The organism is Flavobacterium sp. LMO6, from assembly GCF_009495795.1.
Lineage (GTDB): Bacteria > Bacteroidota > Bacteroidia > Flavobacteriales > Flavobacteriaceae > Flavobacterium.
In genome coordinates this window covers 104,157-121,866 of the sequence record NZ_WIBH01000005.1, presented here as the reverse complement: position 1 = coordinate 121,866, position 17,710 = coordinate 104,157, and the positions used below count along the sequence as shown (strand labels likewise).

Here is a 17,710-nt window from a genome sequence, read left to right as displayed (position 1 = left end):
CAATATCTGTGCCAAAAAATATAAATATTTATAAGTATTTGAATTTCAGGTTATTAAAATTTATTTTCGTTACTAAAAATTAAAGAATTATATTTGAAAATAAAACAATACCTAATGAAGTCTGTAATAATTTTAATTGTCCTATTGGTTTCGGGTTGCTCCTCTATTTCGCATAAAAACTCCATGTATAGTCATTTTGAATCCAAAGTGATTTCAAATGAAAAAATGAGTTGCCGAGCTATTTTTGTAGACGAGACTAAAGTTTGGCTAGGAATGGATAAGGGTAGAATAGGAGTTTATGACAAGCAAAAAGACACTTTAGTGATAAAAACGATTGCAAATGTTTCTAATACAACCGAATTTAGAAGTATTGCGAGTACAAAAAATGCAATTTTTGTTTTATCTGTTGGAAACCCAGCAATGCTTATTAAAATTGATAAAAACACCCTTCAGGAAACAATTGTTTACAGAGAAGATAATGAAAAGGTGTTTTATGATAGTATGCAATTTGCCGATGAATTAAATGGTTTTGCAATGGGTGATCCTATTTTAGATTGTATGGCTATAATTAAAACTTCAGATGGAGGAACTACTTGGCAAAAAATTTCATGTAATAAATTACCTAAAGTTACTGATGGTGAAGCGGCTTTTGCAACTAGTAACACAAATTTAATAGTAAAAGATAAAACTATTTTTATGGTTTCTGGTGGAAAAAAAGCGAGAGTTTTTGTATCAAATGATTTTAGCGAAACTTGGAAAGTATATGAAACACCAATTGTGCAAGGTGAAGAAATGACCGGAATTTTTACGGCCGATTTTTATGATGCTAAACTAGGAATAATTGCGGGTGGAAATTACATGAAGCAAACTCAAAACTCGTTAAACAAAGCCATAACAACAAATGGTGGAAAGACTTGGGAATTAATTGCTAATAACGAAGCTTTTGGTTATGCATCTTGTGTGCAATTTGTTCCTAACAGTAAAGGAAAGCAGCTAATTTCAGTAGGAGGAACGGGTATGTTTTATTCATCTGATTTTGGCAAAAGCTGGATAAAATTCTCAGATGATAATCAATTTTATACCTTTAGATTTGAATCGGATACTGTGTTTTATGCTACTGGAAAAAACCAATTAGTTCGATTTGAAATGAAATAACTTTTATTACTCAGAACTTGTTTTAGTTTTTAAATTATAATAAAAAAAAAGCTGAACTATGTTCAGCTTTAAAATGATAAAATTGAATTAACCTTTTCTTCTCTCTTTAATTTGTCTTAATAACGTTCTATTAAAATCTTCTTCAGCTTTTTTAAGCTTAATTATTTTTTTAGCGCTAATAACACCTTGTAAATCTTTAATAAATTTTTTGCGAAGGGCAAACAAACTTTCTTCTACAGATTCCATTTGTGTCAGTAGAGTAGAAGCTTCTTTTTCTGATAATTTTTCTACATTTTCTGGTTCAAATCGGTCTAAAATGGCTCTCATTTTTTCATGACGTAGTTCCGATTGTTTGTCGTCAAAAGCATTATAAATAGGCCAAAACTTTTGCGCTTCTTCAGTAGTTAAATCTAATTGCTCTGTAATATAAGCTACTTTTAAAGCTTTTACTTTTTCTTTTTTGTCTTTAAATCCTTGAGAAAAGGATAAAGAAGAAATTAAAAGAAACACGATTGGATATATAATTTTTGTTTTCATAAGGATAAATTTATTCGTTTAATAGGTAATCTAAATTGGCAGTTTCTGATAAATAATTTTCAATAGTCTCATCTGTAACATTGTCAATGGCTAAAGCATTTTGTAGTTCCGAAATATCTTCATCGGTTAAATGTTTTATTAATTCTGTTGTTCCTACACTTTGCTGATCTGCTAAATAACTTTCAATTGTATTGGTATCTAAATTACTTTCTTTAGCCATATTAAAATATACCGGAATTGCAATTGCTAGTAAAAATAATGCTGCAATACTACTAATCCATACTTGTTTTTTATAGAATAAAGAAACCAATTTAACTTCTTTTTCTTTTGAAACACGTTCCATCATTTTGGCTTCAAATTGCTCAAAATAATTTTCTGGAATTTTAAATCCTGAATCTATTTTTTCTGTATTTTCTAAATCTATTTGTTTCATGATATATATTAGACAAAATTAAGAGTAAATGGTTTAATTGGTTTTTAAATATTCTTCAATTTTTTTTACTGCTATATGGTAACTTGCTTTTAAAGCTCCTACAGATGTAGATAAAATATCCGACATTTCTTCGTATTTTAGTTCTTCAAAGTATTTCATTTTAAAAACTAATTGTTGTTTTTCTGGCAGTTGAGTTATTGCTTTATGCAACTTAAGTTGAATTTCATTTCCGTCAAAAAAAACATCACTTTCTAATTTATTTATTGCTTTTTGTTGTACTTCTTCATTAGAAATACCTTGCTTTTTAGCTCTTTGTTGCATAAAAGTAATGGCTTCGTTTGTTGCAATTCGATACATCCAAGAATATAATTTACTATCGCCTTTAAAATTTTTCAAGTTAGCAAATACTTTTATAAATGTATTTTGAAGTACATCATCAGTATCATCATGGTTTAAAACCATATTTCTAATATGGTTATACAACGGTTTTTGATACAATTGCAAGAGTGTTCTAAACGCTTCATTTTGCGTTTTAGGATTAAGTAACTCTAATATAAATGTTTTTTCGTCTTGCAAAATATACTTGTTATTTTCTTTAGACTAAAGATATTCAAAAAGGTTTAATTTTAATTTTTGTTTTATTAAAAAAACAAGATGTTGTTTGTAACTTTGCTTTTTAAACCTAATTCAATTTATGAAAGATTTAAGTAATTACAGAAAATCCTATGAGAAAAGTGAGTTATTGGAAAATCAAATTCCAGAAGATCCAATTAATTTATTTCATAAATGGTTTTTTGAAGCCGAAGATTTAAACGCTGCCGATGAAGTAAATGCTATGACTGTTTCTACAATAGGTTTAGATGGTTATCCAAAATCGCGCGTAGTATTACTTAAAAAGTTTAATGAAGAAGGTTTTATTTTTTACACCAATTATAATTCGGAAAAAGGAAAAGCTATTTTAAATAATCCAAATGTTTGTTTGTCATTTTTTTGGCCAGCAGTTGAACGACAAGTTATTATAAAAGGTATTGCAGAAAAAACGGAGGAAACTATTTCTGATAATTATTTTGCTTCTCGTCCAGACGGCAGTAAATTAGGAGCAATTGTATCCCCACAAAGTGATGTTATTCCAAATAGAGCCTTTTTAGAAAACAATTTAAAAGAACTAGAAAAAGAGTGGGAGGGAAAAGAAATTGTGCGACCTGCTAATTGGGGTGGTTTTTTAGTACGCCCAGTAGAAGTTGAATTTTGGCAAGGAAGACCAAATCGTTTACATGATAGAATTCGCTATCAATTAACCGATTCTTACGATTGGAAAATTGATCGATTATCACCTTAATTTTTGAAGTTCTATTTTTTACTCGTTTTTTATTTATTGACTTTTCTTCAAAGTAATGATTGGTTTAAATTCAACTTTTTCACAAGCGTAACAATTTTCTTTTTTATATTGTTCAAATTCACCAAACTTTGTTTTATAAAGTTCATAACCACTCTTCTCTATCTCAAAATTTGCATAGCAATAAGCTATTGGTAAATCCAAAGGAGTATGAAACCAATCTATTCTTGATTTTTCTTGAAAATAGAAATTTCCATTTTTGTCGGTTTTAACACTTTCTGTTCTTAATTCTGTTGACTCATTAGAACCAATTTTTTCATCAATAAAATATTCTTCTTCAATTCTGTATACTGTTGCATTGAAAATAGGTTTTTTATTTTCATCAATTACTTTTCCAGTAATTTTTGCTTCATAGATAACCTTTTGAGGACGTATGAAAAGTAAAGTGATAAAAACTATAATTATTGCCAGGATTATTTTAAAAATTCTCTTCATTTTTAGTTTTCAGGTAAAATAGCGGCTAACTTAAAAATATGTTTCAATATATTACTATTTATGTTACATTTTCATAACAATAAATTCGCTTCTTCTGTTTTTTTGATGGTCTTCTTCGCTACAAAGAATACCATCTGAACACTCGTTTACTAGTTGTGTTTCTCCATATCCTTTTGCGGTTAATCGGTTGCGATTTATGCCACTTTTAACCATAAATTCTAAAGTAGCTTTAGCTCTTCTGTCTGATAGTAATTCATTATAGGCATGCGTTTGTCTGCTATCGGTATGCGATCGAATATCAATAGTCATTTCTGGATATTTGTTCATAACCGCTAAGATTTTTTCTAAATCTTCAGCTGCATCTTGTCTAATATCCCATTTGTCTAAATCAAAATATATAATACTTATGTTGAACAGCTTTGCCAAATCGGTTCCTACTTGTATAGGAAATACATTGCGTTTTAATTCAATGTTTAATTCAGATTTTCCTGTTTCTGTAACTGGACCAAATGGCTTTTCGCTAGTTTCATATTCTTCTTTAGAAGCTCTTACGAAGTAAGCTTTGTTACAGTCAATCTTAAAGCTATATACACCTTTATCTGAAGAATAAGTTTCACTAATTTCATTCATTTTATCATCAAAAAGGACAACCTTTGCATTAATTAAAATTTCGTTTGTCTCTGCATCAGTGATAACACCACTCAGTAAATGTGTACAAATTGTAAAAGTATAAATATCATCAAAGCCAGTTCCTCCGGTTCTATTTGAAGTAAAAAAACCTAAATTATCAGAGTTTACCACATAACCAAAATCATCCATAGAACTGTTTATAGGTTTTCCTACATTTACAGGTTTTGCGTAGCCATTATTTATAAATTTAGCTTCAAAAATATCTAAACCGCCTAAGCCTGGGTGTCCGTTTGACGCAAAAAACAATGTATTATCAGCAGCTACAAACGGAAAAGTTTCTCTGCCTTCTGTGTTAATGGTAGGACCTAAATTTTCGGGTTTGCCAAAACTTCCATTGCTTTTAATAGCTACTTGGTACAAATCAGCATTTCCTATAGTTCCCGGCATATTGGATACAAAAAATAATGTTTTCTCATCAGGACTTAATGCTGGGTGAGCTGTTTTATAATTATCGCTACAAAAAGGAAGTTCCTTAACATTAGTCCATTCTCCATTTATAAATTCTGCTCTATAAATTTTTTCCATGATTTCTTTATCGTCGCTCTTTCTTTTTTTACCATCATTGTAATTGTTTCGGGTAAAATACATTGTTTTTCCATCTTTAGTAAAAACTGGCGAAGACTCGTTAAATTTGGTATTAATAGTTGTAGAAAAATTGGTAACATTTTCTAATTTTCCAGTAGAATCAATTTGGGCAACAAATAAATCGGTAAAATTTTGTTTCGTCCAATCATGAATTTTAGAATATAAATTACCTTCACTTCTAGACGATGTAAACACAATTTGATTTCCAAAAAACGAAGGGCCGTAATCATAAAACTCAGAGTTTATGTCTGTTTTATTTATTTTATATTTTGGCGTAACAGCTTCAATATCTTTTAAATAGTTTTTATTTTCGTTAAATAACTTTCCTCTAGAATCGGTTGTTTTCTCATTAAAAAGTTCCATGTAGTAATTCGACTTTTCGTAATTTTCCTCTGCTTTTAAGGCTTGTGCGTATCTAAAATAGTATTCGGGTTCTACCGTTTCATTTAAATTAAACAAAGCTCCGTACCATTTAGAAGCATTAGGAAGGTCACTATTAAAATAATATGCATTTCCTAATTTCTGAAATAATTCAACAGATTTGTATCCTTTTTCTGCTACTTTTTCATAAATTTCAATGGCATCTATATACGAGTATTTATCGTATTTTTTATCGGCTTTGTTTAGTTTAGTTTCCTGTCCGAAAGCATTATTTATAATACTTAAGAGCATTAAAAGAGAAAATATTTTTTTCATATTCTTACCGTTTAAAAGAATCTTGGAGCAGAAACTCGACTTCTGTTTGAAAATTCATATCTAAGAAATAGTTCATGTGAACCAGAATTATAGTTAGAGAGTTGAGTGGTTTCCATGTCATAACCATATCCAATAAACCATGATTCTGAAATTTGAAATCCGGCTAAACCGCTAAAAGCAGCATTCCATCTATAAGCACCACCAAGCGTAAGTTTATTAAAAAACAAAAAATTAGCGGTAATATCGGTTTGAAACGGAGCGCCTTCAACAATTTTAGATAAAAGTGCGGGTTTAAAATCGACACTTTCGCTAAGCTTAAATACATGACCAGCAATGAAATAGAAATGCATTTTTTGTTTTGTTATTTCAATATTGTTGTCATTATATCTAAAAGATTCAAAAAAACTAGGAACAGATAAACCAAAATAGGTTTTATCTGAATATAAATACAATCCGGCACCAATATTTGGAGAAAATTCGGTTTTAACGTTTTGAAATTGAGGATCAAGCGGGTCGTAAATTCTTAATTTATTAATATCTAAGTTGAATAAATTAGCTGTTCCTTTTAAACCTAAAGAAAGTTTGAAATTTTCTGAAACCTGAACTAGGTAAGCTAGGTCTAACGAAATTTCATTTTCAGTAACCGGACCAATTTTATCGTTTACAAAATTTAAACCAATTCCTAAATTTGAATCTCCTAAAGGAGAATTCACAGAAAAATTATTAGTAACAGGAGCGCCATCTAAACCCACCCATTGATTTCTATACAATAAAAAAGCAGATAATGTTTCTCTAGTTCCTGCATACGCTGGGTTTACTAGAGTGGTGTTGTACATGTATTGTGTGTATTGAGAATCTTGTTGCGAATAGCACAAAAAGCTTATAAAGTATGTAAAAACTAGGACTACCGATCTTTTCATTTGACTCTTATTTTTAGCCTAAATCTTTTTAATATGAATAAATTTAATTGTCTAATATAGTAAATAAATCAATTATAGCTTTATTCCTTGTACTAATTAAATGAAATAATGATTAATTATTCAATTTTAAAATATTATATGGTGATTAGATAAAATAAATTCATTAATTTAAGTGTTTCTAAACAAAGAGCTATGAAAAACTTATTTTTAATTAGACATTCAAAGTCAAGTTGGGATGTGCCTGTGCAAGACATAAATCGTTCAATTTCTGCACGCGGAGTAAAGGATGCACATTTAATAGCTTCAAAATCAGTTGCACTTGTGCCTAATTCTTATATTGTTTGGTGTAGTAAAGCAAAGCGAACAACAGAAACGGCTTATATCTTTTCGGAATACTTATCGATACCCATAGAAACAATTTATTTTTCTGAGGATTTATATACGTTTGACGAAAAAAAATTACATGAAATCATAAAAAAGTGTAAAAATGAACATGATAATCTAATTCTTTTTGGACATAATGAAGCTATTACAAATTTTGTTAATAAATTTGGGGACCTTAATATAGAAAATGTTCCAACATCTGGTTTAGTTGCTATGCAATTTAACACAGAAGATTGGCAAAATATAGGAAAAGGAAAAACAATAGCAACATTATTTCCAAGCCATTTTAAAAATGAATAATACCATAAATAACTATACTGATAGAGAAAAAAGTTGGTTAACATTTAATGCAAGAGTACTTCAAGAAGCTAACGATGAAAGTGTTCCATTATTAGATCGATTTCGATTTCTTGGAATTTTTTCAAATAATTTAGATGAATTTTTTAGAGTTCGTTATGCTGCAATTCGTAGAATGAGTTTTGAAAGAGTAGAATCTGAAAAAATTCTGGGTGTTCCGGCGGAGCAATTACTAAAAGAAATTACAGAAATTGTTATTGAACAACAAGCTGAAAGTTTACGTATTTTAAGTGAAATTGAGAAAAAGTTAGAAAGTGAAAATATTTTCATTATTAATGAAAAACAAGTAACTAAAGAACAAGAAATTTTTATTCATGATTACTTTATTCAAAATGTAAGTCCGGCAGTTGTAACTATCATGCTTAACGACTTAGATGAATTTCCATTGCTAAAAGATACTTCGGGATATTTAGCAGTTAAATTGGTCATGAAATCAAAAAATAATTTTCCATTTTCGTCAAAAGAAATTCGTTATGCAGTTGTAGAAATTCCAAATACCGTGAATCGATTTGTTGTGCTTCCATCTAATTCAGGAAAGCAGTATATTATTCTTTTAGATGATGTTATACGTTGTAATTTAAATAATATATTTAACATATTTGATTACGAAAGCATATCGGCACATATGATAAAAATTACTCGCGATGCGCAGTTAGAATTTGATAGCGATTTGAGTAAAAGTTTAATGGAAAAAATATCCAATTCGGTTAAAGAACGAAGAGTAGGTGAGCCAGTTCGATTTGTTTACGATCAATCTATTGAAAATGACACCTTGTCTTTTTTCTTAAAAGGCATGGGAATTGATAGTTCAGATAGTGTTATTCCCGGTGGAAGATATCACAATCGTAGAGATTACATGAATTTTCCAAATTTAGGGCGCTATGATTTATTGTATAAGGAAAATTTACCGTTGCCTGTTCCCGGATTATCATTAGAAGGAAGTATTTTAGAAAGAATTAAAAAGAAAGATTATTTGCTTTACGCTCCTTATCAATCTTTTTCGTACATAATAAAGTTTTTACGAGAAGCCGCATTAGATCCTAAAGTAGTTTCTATTAAGATTACGTTGTATCGTTTAGCAAAGAATTCTCAAATTGTAAGTTCGCTTATAAATGCTGCTAAAAACGGAAAAAAAGTAACGGTTCAAATAGAATTACAGGCTCGTTTTGATGAAGAAAGTAATATTTCGTATTCCGAACAAATGCAAACCGAAGGAATTGAATTAATTTTTGGAGTAAAAGGCTTAAAAGTTCACAGTAAAATTTGTGTTATAGAGCGTTTAGAGGAAGGAAAAGTGAAACGATATGGATTGGTTTCTACTGGAAATTTCAATGAAAATTCGGCTAAAATATATACCGATGTTACATTATTTACTAGTAACAATGAAATTTTAAAGGATGCAGCTAAAATATTTGATTTTTTTGATGTAAATTACAGAGTGCATCGATACAAACATTTAATCGTTTCACCTCATTACACACGTAGCCGATTTAATAAATTAATCGATCGTGAAATATCAAATGCCCTTTCAGGAAAAGAAGCTTATATAAAATTGAAAATGAACAGTATATCCGATTTTAAAATGACGGATAAATTGTATGAAGCGAGTAATGCTGGAGTAAAAATTCAATTGGTCATTAGAGGTATTTGTTGTTTAATTCCTGGATTAAAAGGAATAAGCGAAAATATTGAAGCCATAAGTATAGTAGATAATTATTTAGAACATTCTCGTATTTATATTTTTGCAAATGATGGAAATCCGGATGTGTTTATTTCTTCGGCTGATTTTATGACTCGTAATTTAGATTCTAGGGTAGAAGTAACTTGCCCAATTTATGATTCAGAAATTAAAAAAGAGTTAATTGAAACATTTGAAATAGGCTGGAAAGCTAATGTAAAAGCACGTATTCATTCTGCCGATTTATTAAATAATTACAGAAAGCGTAATGATGAAAAACCTTTTAGAGCGCAACAAGAAATGTACAATTTCTATCAAAATAAATTAGATGTAATTGCAGAAGACGTACAATAATTAAATAACTAAATGATTACAATAAAAAAATATGCTGCTATTGATATTGGATCTAATGCCATGAGGTTGTTAGTAACTAATATTGTGGAGCAAGAAGGCCATCCACCTCAGTTTAATAAGAGCTCTTTAGTTCGTGTTCCAATTCGTTTAGGGCAAGATGCTTTTACTGTTGGAGAAATTTCTGAAGAAAATATTGACCGAATGGTCGATGCAATGAAGGCTTTTAAACTATTAATGAAAGTACACAAAGTAGAACAATATAAAGCTTGTGCTACATCTGCCATGAGGGAAGCCTATAATGGTAAAGAAGTTGCCGATATAATTAAGAAAAAGGCTGATATAAAAATTGATATAATTGACGGAAAAAAAGAAGCTGCTATTATTGCCGCTTCTGATTTAAAACAATTTATTTCTTCTGATAAAGCGTATTTATATGTTGATGTTGGTGGAGGAAGTACTGAATTTTCTTTATTTCATGAAGGAAAAATAATTGCTTCTAAATCTTTTAAAAACGGAACGGTTAGATTGTTAAATAATATGGTTTCCGATATTGTATGGCAAGAAATAGAAAAATGGATTAAAATAAATACAGAACCTTTTGAAAATATTACTTTAATTGGCTCTGGTGGAAATATTAATAAATTATTTAAATTATCTGAGAAAAATCAAGATAGACCATTGTCTTATATGTATGTGCAATCGCAATATCAAAAGTTGAATAGCATGACATACGAACAACGCATAGCCGATTTAGGTTTAAATCCAGACCGTGCCGACGTAATTATTCCTGCAACGCGTATTTATTTAAATGCAATGAAATGGAGTGGAGCACGAAATATTTATGTACCAAAAATTGGATTATCTGATGGTATTGTAAAAGCAATGTATTATGGTAAAATTTAAAACATTGCTTTTATAATTTTTATACTAGTTATTAGTTTTAGGAATTGTAAAGTAAAATGTACTTCCTTCTCCAACAACTGATTCTAACCAAATTTTACCTCCTAAAAATTCAACATGTCTTTTAGCAACTGATAAACCTATTCCAGTTCCAGAATATGCTTCTTTACTGTGGAGACGCTGAAAAATAACAAATATTTTTTCATAAAATTGAGAATCAATTCCAATACCATTATCTTGAATAGAAAATAGCCACTCTTGATCATTTTCTTGACAATTAATTTCAATTTTTGATGGACTATTTTCTTTAGAATATTTTAAAGCATTGTCTAATATACAATGCATTATTTGGGTAATTGCAGCTTTATAGGTTTTTAATGTTGGTAAATTTTTATATGTTATTGCAGCAGATTTTTCTGAAATAACTTTTCGTCTTAACTTTTTATACTCAATGATTACTTCTTTTAAATCAATTTGTTCTCTGCCTTCTTGTGGTCTACTGGCTCTAGAATATTGTAATAAATCAAGCATAAGTTGTTTCATTCTTTTTGCACCATCAGTAGCAAAATGAATATATTTCTTTCCGTTATCATCAATTTCATGACCATATCTACGGAGAAAAAGTTCCATAAAGCTAGAAATCATTCGTAAAGGTTCTTGCAAATCATGCGAAGCAACAAAGGCAAATTGTTCTAATTCTTTGTTAGAACGCTCAAGTTCAATTGTATATTTTTGTAGCGCCTCATTTAATTCACTTAATTCTAAAGTCATTTGTTTTTGCTCAGTAATGTCAGTCATGGCGCCCACCATTCGAATGGCTTTTCCTTTAGAATCTCTAATAATTATACCTCTATCAATTACAAAGAGGACTTTTTTCTGCTTATTTATAACTCTAAATTCTAGCTCCCATCTTGTAATTGAAGGATCTGCAACTGCTTCAGAAAGGCTGGTTTTAAAATTTTCAACATCATCTGGATGAAAATTATCATTCCAAAATCTATTATCTATTATTTTATTAGGTACTTTTTTTCCAAAAAATCGCTCAAAAGCTTTTGAACGATAAATTGTTTGATTTACAATGTCCCAATCCCAAATAGCGTCATTTGTAGCTTCGGTAACTTTTTCAAATCGTTCATTTGAAAGTAGTATTAATTCCTTATTTTTTTTACGTTCTGTAATATCTAGAATATTTGCCAAGATACGTTTGGATTTATCTTCAATAACTAATTGTAAATGAACTTCAACAGGATAAACACTTCCATCTTTACGTTTATGATTTGTTATAAGTGTAATTTTTTCTTTTTCACCTTTAAGTAACGGAGATACAAGTTCATTAAAAGAATCTATTTTAAAATCAGAGTTTATATCAAAAGGAGTTAATGTTTTAATTTCAGATTCTAAGTAACCTAAATTATGAAGTGCACCTTTATTAACAAAACTAAATTTATACGTTTCTGCATCAAAAATATAAATTTCATTTAAGCTGTTTTCAAGGGTTAGTAATAAACTGTTTTTTTCTTTTTCTATATTAGTTCGTTCTGTAATATCTCTAGTTACTGCTAAAATAGAAATAATAGCACCCAATTCATTTCTCATAGGAACTGCATGGGTTTCTAGCCAACGTTTTGTTCCTTTTAAACCTTTAATTTCAAATATAAGTTTTCGAGATTTACCTTTTAATACATCTTTTATTAAAGTTAGGAATGCAGGTCTATGTTCTGGTAAAACAATTTCATGTACTTGATTACCCAAAATTATAGCTTCATTATCTGCCTCAATCATTTCTAATCCAGCAGGGTTCATCATCAATAATTTACCTTCTCTATCTAACAATTTTATACATTCTGGCTCAGCTTCTAAAATAGTTTTAAATCTATTTTCGCTTTCATGTAATTTAATTTCAGCTTTTTTCCTTATGTTAATATCTTGAAAACCACCAATAACGCGAATACACTTACCCTTTTCAAAAATAGTATGACCAATTGATCGTACCCATAGCTCTTTCTTTTCATTGTTAACCAAAACAGCTTCAAAATCAAATCCTTCTCCAGTTTTTATAGCATTTTCAATTTTATTTAGAACCATTTCACGAAAATCTTTTCTGTAGAAATTTATAGCTGTTTTTAAATTAGGTGAAAATGTATCTGGATTTGTTCCGTGTAATTCATGTACCTTATCTGACCAAAATATTGCTTTTTTTTCTAAATCTATTTCCCAACTTCCTATTTTAGATAATTTACTAATTTGTTCAAGAAGTTGTTCGTTTTTAACATCTTTTGTAATATCTAATACTGTAGCATTAAACATTATAGTTCCATCGGATAAGAAAACCGGAGTTCCACTAGCAAGATGCGTATTTCTTTCTCCAGTTGGTTTAATATTTTCAAAACGAGAAATCCATTTAGACTTTGTTTCTATTGCATGTAGAATACTTGCTTTCACAGCTTCATAATCTTTTCCTGCTTTTATTTGATCCCAAATTAAATCAACATTATTAAGAACTTCAGAAGCAGAATACCCCCAAAGTTGTTCTACAGCTCCAGATACGTATTTTAAGGAATCGGTTCCATCTGGATGAATGAAATATTGATAAACTACACCTGGGAAATTTTCTGAAAACGCATTAAGCCTAATTTGAGATTCTTTAAATTCATCAATATTTTGAAAACTCCCATAAATACGTTTGCATTTATTATCTTTAAATTCTGCATGTCCAATTGCTCGAGCCCAAATTTCTTTTTTATTTGTTGTAATTAATACAGCTTCAATATCAAATGGTTCTCCAGTTGATATACATTTTTGAATATTAAATTGAATATTTTCACGAAAATCTTCTCTATAAAAATTAATTCCGGTTTCTAATTTTGGTTCAAATGTATTTGGATCCGTTTCGTGCATTTTATGAACTTCATCTGACCAATAAATTTTTTTATGTTCTAAATCTATTTCCCAACTTCCTATTTTTGCAATTTCACTAACTTGACGATTTAATTCTCTAAGTTTTCTCTCTTCTGTAATGTCTCTTGAGTTAATTACAATACCATTTACATATGGATTTTCTAACATATTGGTTAGTATCATTTCCATACAGCGCCATTCTAACTTATAGTTTTGAAAACGTATACAATCTAAAACAACTTTAGATTCAGAAATTACATTTTGTATACCAGTAGTAATTTTTTTAATATCATCAGGATGAATAAATTCATTTATATTTTTACCAATAAATTTTTCAGGCCCAAATCCAAGTATTGAAGTAGTTTTAGGATTGCAATAGCTATAATTTCCATCTGGATTTATTATTGCTATCATATCATGGCCTTCGTGAATTAACGCATTGTATCGTTGTTCGCTCTCATTTCTTTGATTAACTAAGGTTGTTATATCTTTTGATTGGCAAGAAACGCCAAAAATTAATTTATCTTCTCCAATTAATGGTTCAAAAGTTATTTGATTGTATTGTGGTTTGTTTGATTCAGAATGATTTAGTTGTTCTTCTATTTGGAAATATTCACCTTTAAGACATTTACTGTAATAGTTTTCCCATTTTTGAATATATTCGTCACTTAATCCATCAATCCAAATAGATTTATTTAAAATCATTTCTTCTCCTGTGAATTCTTTCATGAATTTTAAATAACTTTTATTAGCATATACTAATTGAAAGTTATTGTCAATCATCCAAATAAGGTCTTGAGTTTGATCTAGTAGAAGATTCTTATATTGATTTTCCCTCATTTATAGGTAGATTTATAGATAGATTTTTTTAGATTTAAATTGAAAACAAACCATAATCATTATAAAGATAGTGTTTTTTATAGTTTCTAAAAAAAATCAATTAAAAATGATTTAAATAGAACTATTTATTATAAAATTTTATAAACTAAACATCTAAATCAAAAGTTTTTCTCAGTAATTCGATTGTTGGATTAATTTGTTTTAATCGTTCAAATTTTTCTTGTGGTGTAAATGCATATTTGTTTTCAGTGGCTTCATTTACAATTACTTCGATCGTAATATCGTGATTATGTAATTTACCTCTTAAATAACCAATTAATTCATGGCATCCAGTTAAGAATTCTTCTTTTGTGCTTTGATTGGGTAACTCTAGTGTTATTGTTGTACCATTTAACGTAGGATCGTTCATTTGCATATAAGTTGCTAACAAACGTTTTCCTGCATCTGTCATTTTTTGAGCAAATTTATTCCATTGCAATAACATATCGGTTTCATTAAAAACTTCCGAAGGTAATTCTTCCTTGTGTTTTTGATACTGATTTTGTTGGGCTTCTAAGTCTTTTTTTGCTTTTACACTAGCTAGCGATAGGGCAGATACTTTTGTTCCTGTTGGATTAAAATTAGGAAGACTAGGTTTTGGAATTTCCGTAATAATTGGAGCAACAACTTCATTCTGAACTTGTGTGATTTCAGCAACTATTGGTTCATTTATAACCGTTTCAGTAACTACAACAGGTTTTGATTCCTCTGTTGGAATTTGCGTTTTAATTGCAGGAACTTCAGTAATAGAGTAGGAGTTGTTCTTGTAATAAGTAGCTGGAATTATAAATTTAGCTACTTTTTTTTTTCTCCATCAAAAGTGATAGAGGCTAATTGCATTAAACAAAGTTCAACTAAAAGTCGTTGATTTTGACTGACTTTAAATTTTAAATCGCACTCATTTGCTAATTCAATTCCTTTGATTAAGAAATCGTGCATGGCTTTATGAGATTGTGCAGCATACAAACTTTGAGCTTGTTCTCCTGCTTCTAATAAAGATAAAGTTGCAGGATTTTTACAAACTAATAAATCTCTAAAATGAGATGCCAAGCCAGCAATAAAATGATGTCCATCAAAACCTTTAGATAATATATCATTATAAGCTAAAAGTAAATCAGGGATTTTATTTTCTAAAATTAAATCGGTTATGGTAATATAATATTCAAAATCTAAAACATTTAAGTTTTCAGTAACCGCTTGTCTGGTTAAATTTTTACCACAATACGAAACTACTCTGTCAAAAATAGATAAAGCATCACGCATTGCACCATCTGCTTTTTGAGCAATAATATGCAGGGCATCATCTTCAAAAGTAACACCTTGTTCATTTGCAATTTCAGCTAAATGATTTTTAGCATCTTTTATGGTAATTCTTTTAAAATCAAATATTTGACAACGCGATAAAATTGTTGGAATTATTTTATGCTTTTCTGTTGTTGCTAAAATAAAAATAGCATGCTTAGGTGGTTCCTCTAATGTTTTTAAAAAAGCATTAAAAGCTGATGTAGAAAGCATGTGAACCTCGTCTATAATATAAACTTTATATTTTCCAGTTTGTGGTGGTATTCTTACTTGGTCAATGATACTTCTAATATCATCTACACCATTGTTTGAAGCCGCATCTAATTCGAACACATTAAACGAAAAATCTTCATACGGATCATCATAACCTTCCTGATTTATTTTTCGTGCTAAAATACGTGCACAAGTTGTTTTTCCTACACCTCTTGGACCTGTAAATAATAAAGCTTGCGCTAGGTGATTGGTTTCAATTGCATTTAACAAAGTATTGGTAATAGCTTGTTGTCCTACAACATCTTTAAATGTTTGAGGACGATATTTACGAGCCGATACGATAAATTGTTCCATAAATCTTATTGAATCACAAATATAGATTTAAAAATTTCAAATTTCAAATTGTAAGTTCTAAATTGAGTAAAATGTTTCTAAAAGTTATTCACAATTACATATAAGGTTCATTTGCATTTTTAATACTGACTTTAGCAAGTATAGTAGCGTTTTTATCTGTAGAATTTGCAGAAGTACCTGTTACAAAAACGCCTTTTAAACCAAATTTATTTTTTATGCCATAAACAGCAGATCTATCTCCTGTTCCCGAATTCCCTTCATATTGATAAATTTCGTTTATGATATAATTTTCAGGATGTAAAATAATATCTTCAGGATTTAAATTAAAGTCATATGTATATCCATTAATTTTTAATTGTTTTAATGCTTCTGAAACCGATGCGTAATTATAAATACTTGACATAATAATTTGATTTTAAATCTTCTATAAATTTACATATTATTAAGTAAACAAATACAAGTTATTTTGTTAAACAATGCATCTAAATTGCTTAATAACTATTAATTTTATTGTAAGTTTGCAACGCAGACCGCCTTATCGTCGTCCGCCTAGGCGGATGGAGGAAAGTCCGGACACCAAAGAGTAGCATAGCGGGTAACGCCCGTCCGTTGAAAGGCGAGGACAAGTGCAACAGAAAGTATGTACAGATAATGCTGTAGTGAAACCAGGTAAACTCTATGCGGTGAAATGTCAAGTATATCAACAGTTTCTGAGTAATTAGAATAAGGGCTACTCGTCCGATGTTGAAGGGTAGACAGCTTGAGCTAAGCAGTAATGTTTGGTCTAGATAAATGATAAGGGTCCGCCATTGGCGCGATACAGAATCCGGCTTATAGGTCTGCTTTTTTATTCAATTAAAGGTATAGATTCATCAGTAATTTCAATACCTTTTGATTTTTCCATCTCAAATATTTCATTTTCTACCACACTATAATCTTTGATTACTTTTATAATTATTAAGCAAAGTGGTATGGTAAAAATTTCGTTTATCAAATTAATTGTTGTGGCATTGATAATTTCATCTAAAGTTTCAGCTTTTAAATTTAATCTCATTCCTATTCTTTCTAGGAAAGAAGCAATTATCCATAATGTCCACCAAAGTCCAACAAAAGTTACATTTAATTTTTTTGTATAGTCTGGTTTAATTTTTGAGATATATTTTTCAGATTCTACATAAAGTTCCCTCATTATTTGGTAAGGTCTGAAAAAATTTATAAAAGGAACAAACCATGCGCCAGCAGCCCATCCTTCGCTATGTTCAAGATGTTTTACTACTTGATGTAAATTGTAATATGCTCTTCTAAACCAAAGTATAAATAAAACATAACAACAAACGTAAACGCTAAACATTGTTATTCCAATAATTGACTGTCTTAAATCATTTAATTCAGCTTCTTCCATAGAAAAACCCTCTAAGGAATTTAGCATTGAATATTGCATTAAATCAGAAATAATAGTAATAATATTTAAGATAAATATTATCGAAAATATAATGATTAAATTTCTAGCTCTTAATTTATTATTCTTTAGCATATTACAGAAT

General features: G+C 29.4%; 16 protein-coding genes and 1 other RNA gene. 6 read left to right on the top strand and 11 right to left on the bottom strand.

Annotation, left to right across the window (positions count from 1 at the left end; all coding sequences use genetic code 11):
* Window positions 1-114: 114 nt before the first annotated feature.
* Window positions 115-1,155, top strand: coding sequence for an oxidoreductase (locus tag GFJ99_RS06765; RefSeq protein WP_238990076.1), 1,041 nt, complete (start codon window positions 115-117; stop codon window positions 1,153-1,155).
* Between the two features lie 87 nt (window positions 1,156-1,242).
* Here GFJ99_RS06765 and GFJ99_RS06760 read toward each other — a convergent pair whose 3' ends face one another.
* From GFJ99_RS06760 to GFJ99_RS06750, 3 genes are read right to left on the bottom strand one after another with little or no spacing between them, the layout of a single operon-like run.
* Window positions 1,243-1,692: a sensor of ECF-type sigma factor gene (locus tag GFJ99_RS06760; RefSeq protein ID WP_153208085.1), complete on the bottom strand. Its 450-nt coding sequence runs from the start codon at window positions 1,690-1,692 to the stop codon at window positions 1,243-1,245.
* A 10-nt stretch (window positions 1,693-1,702) separates the two neighbouring features.
* Window positions 1,703-2,125, bottom strand: coding sequence for a hypothetical protein (locus GFJ99_RS06755; RefSeq protein ID WP_153208084.1), 423 nt, complete (start codon window positions 2,123-2,125; stop codon window positions 1,703-1,705).
* A 33-nt stretch (window positions 2,126-2,158) separates the two neighbouring features.
* Window positions 2,159-2,701 (bottom strand): RNA polymerase sigma factor, encoded by a 543-nt coding sequence (locus tag GFJ99_RS06750; RefSeq protein WP_153208083.1) that lies wholly within the window; start codon window positions 2,699-2,701, stop codon window positions 2,159-2,161.
* Window positions 2,702-2,819: 118 nt separating this feature from the next.
* On the opposite strand from GFJ99_RS06750, the gene pdxH reads away from it, so the two are divergent.
* Window positions 2,820-3,464 (top strand): pyridoxamine 5'-phosphate oxidase, encoded by a 645-nt coding sequence (pdxH, locus tag GFJ99_RS06745; RefSeq protein ID WP_153208082.1) that lies wholly within the window; start codon window positions 2,820-2,822, stop codon window positions 3,462-3,464.
* A gap of 33 nt (window positions 3,465-3,497) precedes the next feature.
* Here the strand turns inward: pdxH and GFJ99_RS06740 are convergent, their stop codons facing one another.
* The 3 genes from GFJ99_RS06740 to GFJ99_RS06730 all read right to left on the bottom strand — a co-directional run bounded on the left by GFJ99_RS06740 (window position 3,498) and on the right by GFJ99_RS06730 (window position 6,847).
* Window positions 3,498-3,956, bottom strand: coding sequence for a hypothetical protein (locus GFJ99_RS06740; RefSeq protein WP_153208081.1), 459 nt, complete (start codon window positions 3,954-3,956; stop codon window positions 3,498-3,500).
* A gap of 63 nt (window positions 3,957-4,019) precedes the next feature.
* Window positions 4,020-5,927, bottom strand: a complete 1,908-nt coding sequence (locus GFJ99_RS06735) for an OmpA family protein (protein ID WP_153208080.1) — start codon at window positions 5,925-5,927, stop codon at window positions 4,020-4,022.
* 11 nt (window positions 5,928-5,938) lie between these two features.
* Window positions 5,939-6,847 (bottom strand): type IX secretion system membrane protein PorP/SprF, encoded by a 909-nt coding sequence (locus GFJ99_RS06730; RefSeq protein WP_153208079.1) that lies wholly within the window; start codon window positions 6,845-6,847, stop codon window positions 5,939-5,941.
* A 192-nt stretch (window positions 6,848-7,039) separates the two neighbouring features.
* On the opposite strand from GFJ99_RS06730, the gene GFJ99_RS06725 reads away from it, so the two are divergent.
* The 3 genes from GFJ99_RS06725 to GFJ99_RS06715 are packed head-to-tail and all read left to right on the top strand — an operon-like array spanning window position 7,040 to window position 10,523.
* Window positions 7,040-7,531, top strand: coding sequence for a histidine phosphatase family protein (locus GFJ99_RS06725; protein ID WP_153208078.1), 492 nt, complete (start codon window positions 7,040-7,042; stop codon window positions 7,529-7,531).
* Entirely contained in the window at window positions 7,524-9,620 is a 2,097-nt protein-coding gene (ppk1, locus tag GFJ99_RS06720; RefSeq protein WP_153208077.1) for a polyphosphate kinase 1, read from the top strand. The genes GFJ99_RS06725 and ppk1 overlap by 8 nt, the downstream gene beginning before the upstream one ends.
* 12 nt (window positions 9,621-9,632) lie before the next feature.
* Window positions 9,633-10,523 carry a Ppx/GppA phosphatase family protein gene (locus tag GFJ99_RS06715; RefSeq protein WP_153208076.1) on the top strand — a complete coding sequence of 297 codons (891 nt, stop codon included), beginning with the start codon at window positions 9,633-9,635 and terminating at the stop codon, window positions 10,521-10,523.
* Window positions 10,524-10,547: 24 nt separating this feature from the next.
* Here GFJ99_RS06715 and GFJ99_RS06710 read toward each other — a convergent pair whose 3' ends face one another.
* From GFJ99_RS06710 to GFJ99_RS06695, 4 genes are all read right to left on the bottom strand, one after another.
* Window positions 10,548-14,258, bottom strand: a complete 3,711-nt coding sequence (locus tag GFJ99_RS06710) for a PAS domain S-box protein (protein WP_153208075.1) — start codon at window positions 14,256-14,258, stop codon at window positions 10,548-10,550.
* Between the two features lie 145 nt (window positions 14,259-14,403).
* Window positions 14,404-14,709 (bottom strand): DNA polymerase III, encoded by a 306-nt coding sequence (locus GFJ99_RS13740; RefSeq protein ID WP_238990075.1) that lies wholly within the window; start codon window positions 14,707-14,709, stop codon window positions 14,404-14,406.
* A gap of 383 nt (window positions 14,710-15,092) precedes the next feature.
* The gene (gene dnaX / locus GFJ99_RS06700) at window positions 15,093-16,166 is read right to left on the bottom strand and encodes a DNA polymerase III subunit gamma/tau (protein ID WP_008258491.1); all 1,074 of its coding nucleotides are present in this window, start codon (window positions 16,164-16,166) and stop codon (window positions 15,093-15,095) included.
* A gap of 94 nt (window positions 16,167-16,260) precedes the next feature.
* Window positions 16,261-16,569: a hypothetical protein gene (locus tag GFJ99_RS06695; RefSeq protein WP_153208074.1), complete on the bottom strand. Its 309-nt coding sequence runs from the start codon at window positions 16,567-16,569 to the stop codon at window positions 16,261-16,263.
* A 119-nt stretch (window positions 16,570-16,688) separates the two neighbouring features.
* Between GFJ99_RS06695 and rnpB the strand changes: the two genes are divergently transcribed.
* Window positions 16,689-17,016, top strand: an RNA gene (gene rnpB, locus GFJ99_RS06690) — RNase P RNA component class A.
* Here the strand turns inward: rnpB and GFJ99_RS06685 are convergent.
* Entirely contained in the window at window positions 17,014-17,700 is a 687-nt protein-coding gene (locus GFJ99_RS06685; protein ID WP_153208073.1) for a DUF4328 domain-containing protein, read from the bottom strand. The two genes, rnpB and GFJ99_RS06685, sit on opposite strands and share 3 nt — an antisense overlap.
* Window positions 17,701-17,710 lie beyond the last annotated feature (10 nt).

Excerpts from the sequence above, each read along its gene's own strand:
- GFJ99_RS06730 (WP_153208079.1), bottom strand. The coding sequence starts at position 6,847 with ATGAAAAGATCGGTAGTCCTAGTTTTTACATACTTTATAAGCTTTTTG.
- GFJ99_RS06725 (WP_153208078.1), top strand. The coding sequence starts at position 7,040 with ATGAAAAACTTATTTTTAATTAGACATTCAAAGTCAAGTTGGGATGTG.
- GFJ99_RS06740 (WP_153208081.1), bottom strand. The coding sequence starts at position 3,956 with ATGAAGAGAATTTTTAAAATAATCCTGGCAATAATTATAGTTTTTATC.
- GFJ99_RS06755 (WP_153208084.1), bottom strand. The coding sequence starts at position 2,125 with ATGAAACAAATAGATTTAGAAAATACAGAAAAAATAGATTCAGGATTT.
- GFJ99_RS06765 (WP_238990076.1), top strand. The coding sequence starts at position 115 with ATGAAGTCTGTAATAATTTTAATTGTCCTATTGGTTTCGGGTTGCTCC.
- pdxH (WP_153208082.1), top strand. The coding sequence starts at position 2,820 with ATGAAAGATTTAAGTAATTACAGAAAATCCTATGAGAAAAGTGAGTTA.
- GFJ99_RS13740 (WP_238990075.1), bottom strand. The coding sequence starts at position 14,709 with ATGACAGATGCAGGAAAACGTTTGTTAGCAACTTATATGCAAATGAAC.
- GFJ99_RS06760 (WP_153208085.1), bottom strand. The coding sequence starts at position 1,692 with ATGAAAACAAAAATTATATATCCAATCGTGTTTCTTTTAATTTCTTCT.
- GFJ99_RS06715 (WP_153208076.1), top strand. The coding sequence starts at position 9,633 with ATGATTACAATAAAAAAATATGCTGCTATTGATATTGGATCTAATGCC.
- GFJ99_RS06735 (WP_153208080.1), bottom strand. The coding sequence starts at position 5,927 with ATGAAAAAAATATTTTCTCTTTTAATGCTCTTAAGTATTATAAATAAT.
- GFJ99_RS06710 (WP_153208075.1), bottom strand. The coding sequence starts at position 14,258 with ATGAGGGAAAATCAATATAAGAATCTTCTACTAGATCAAACTCAAGAC.
- GFJ99_RS06685 (WP_153208073.1), bottom strand. The coding sequence starts at position 17,700 with ATGCTAAAGAATAATAAATTAAGAGCTAGAAATTTAATCATTATATTT.
- dnaX (WP_008258491.1), bottom strand. The coding sequence starts at position 16,166 with ATGGAACAATTTATCGTATCGGCTCGTAAATATCGTCCTCAAACATTT.
- ppk1 (WP_153208077.1), top strand. The coding sequence starts at position 7,524 with ATGAATAATACCATAAATAACTATACTGATAGAGAAAAAAGTTGGTTA.
- GFJ99_RS06695 (WP_153208074.1), bottom strand. The coding sequence starts at position 16,569 with ATGTCAAGTATTTATAATTACGCATCGGTTTCAGAAGCATTAAAACAA.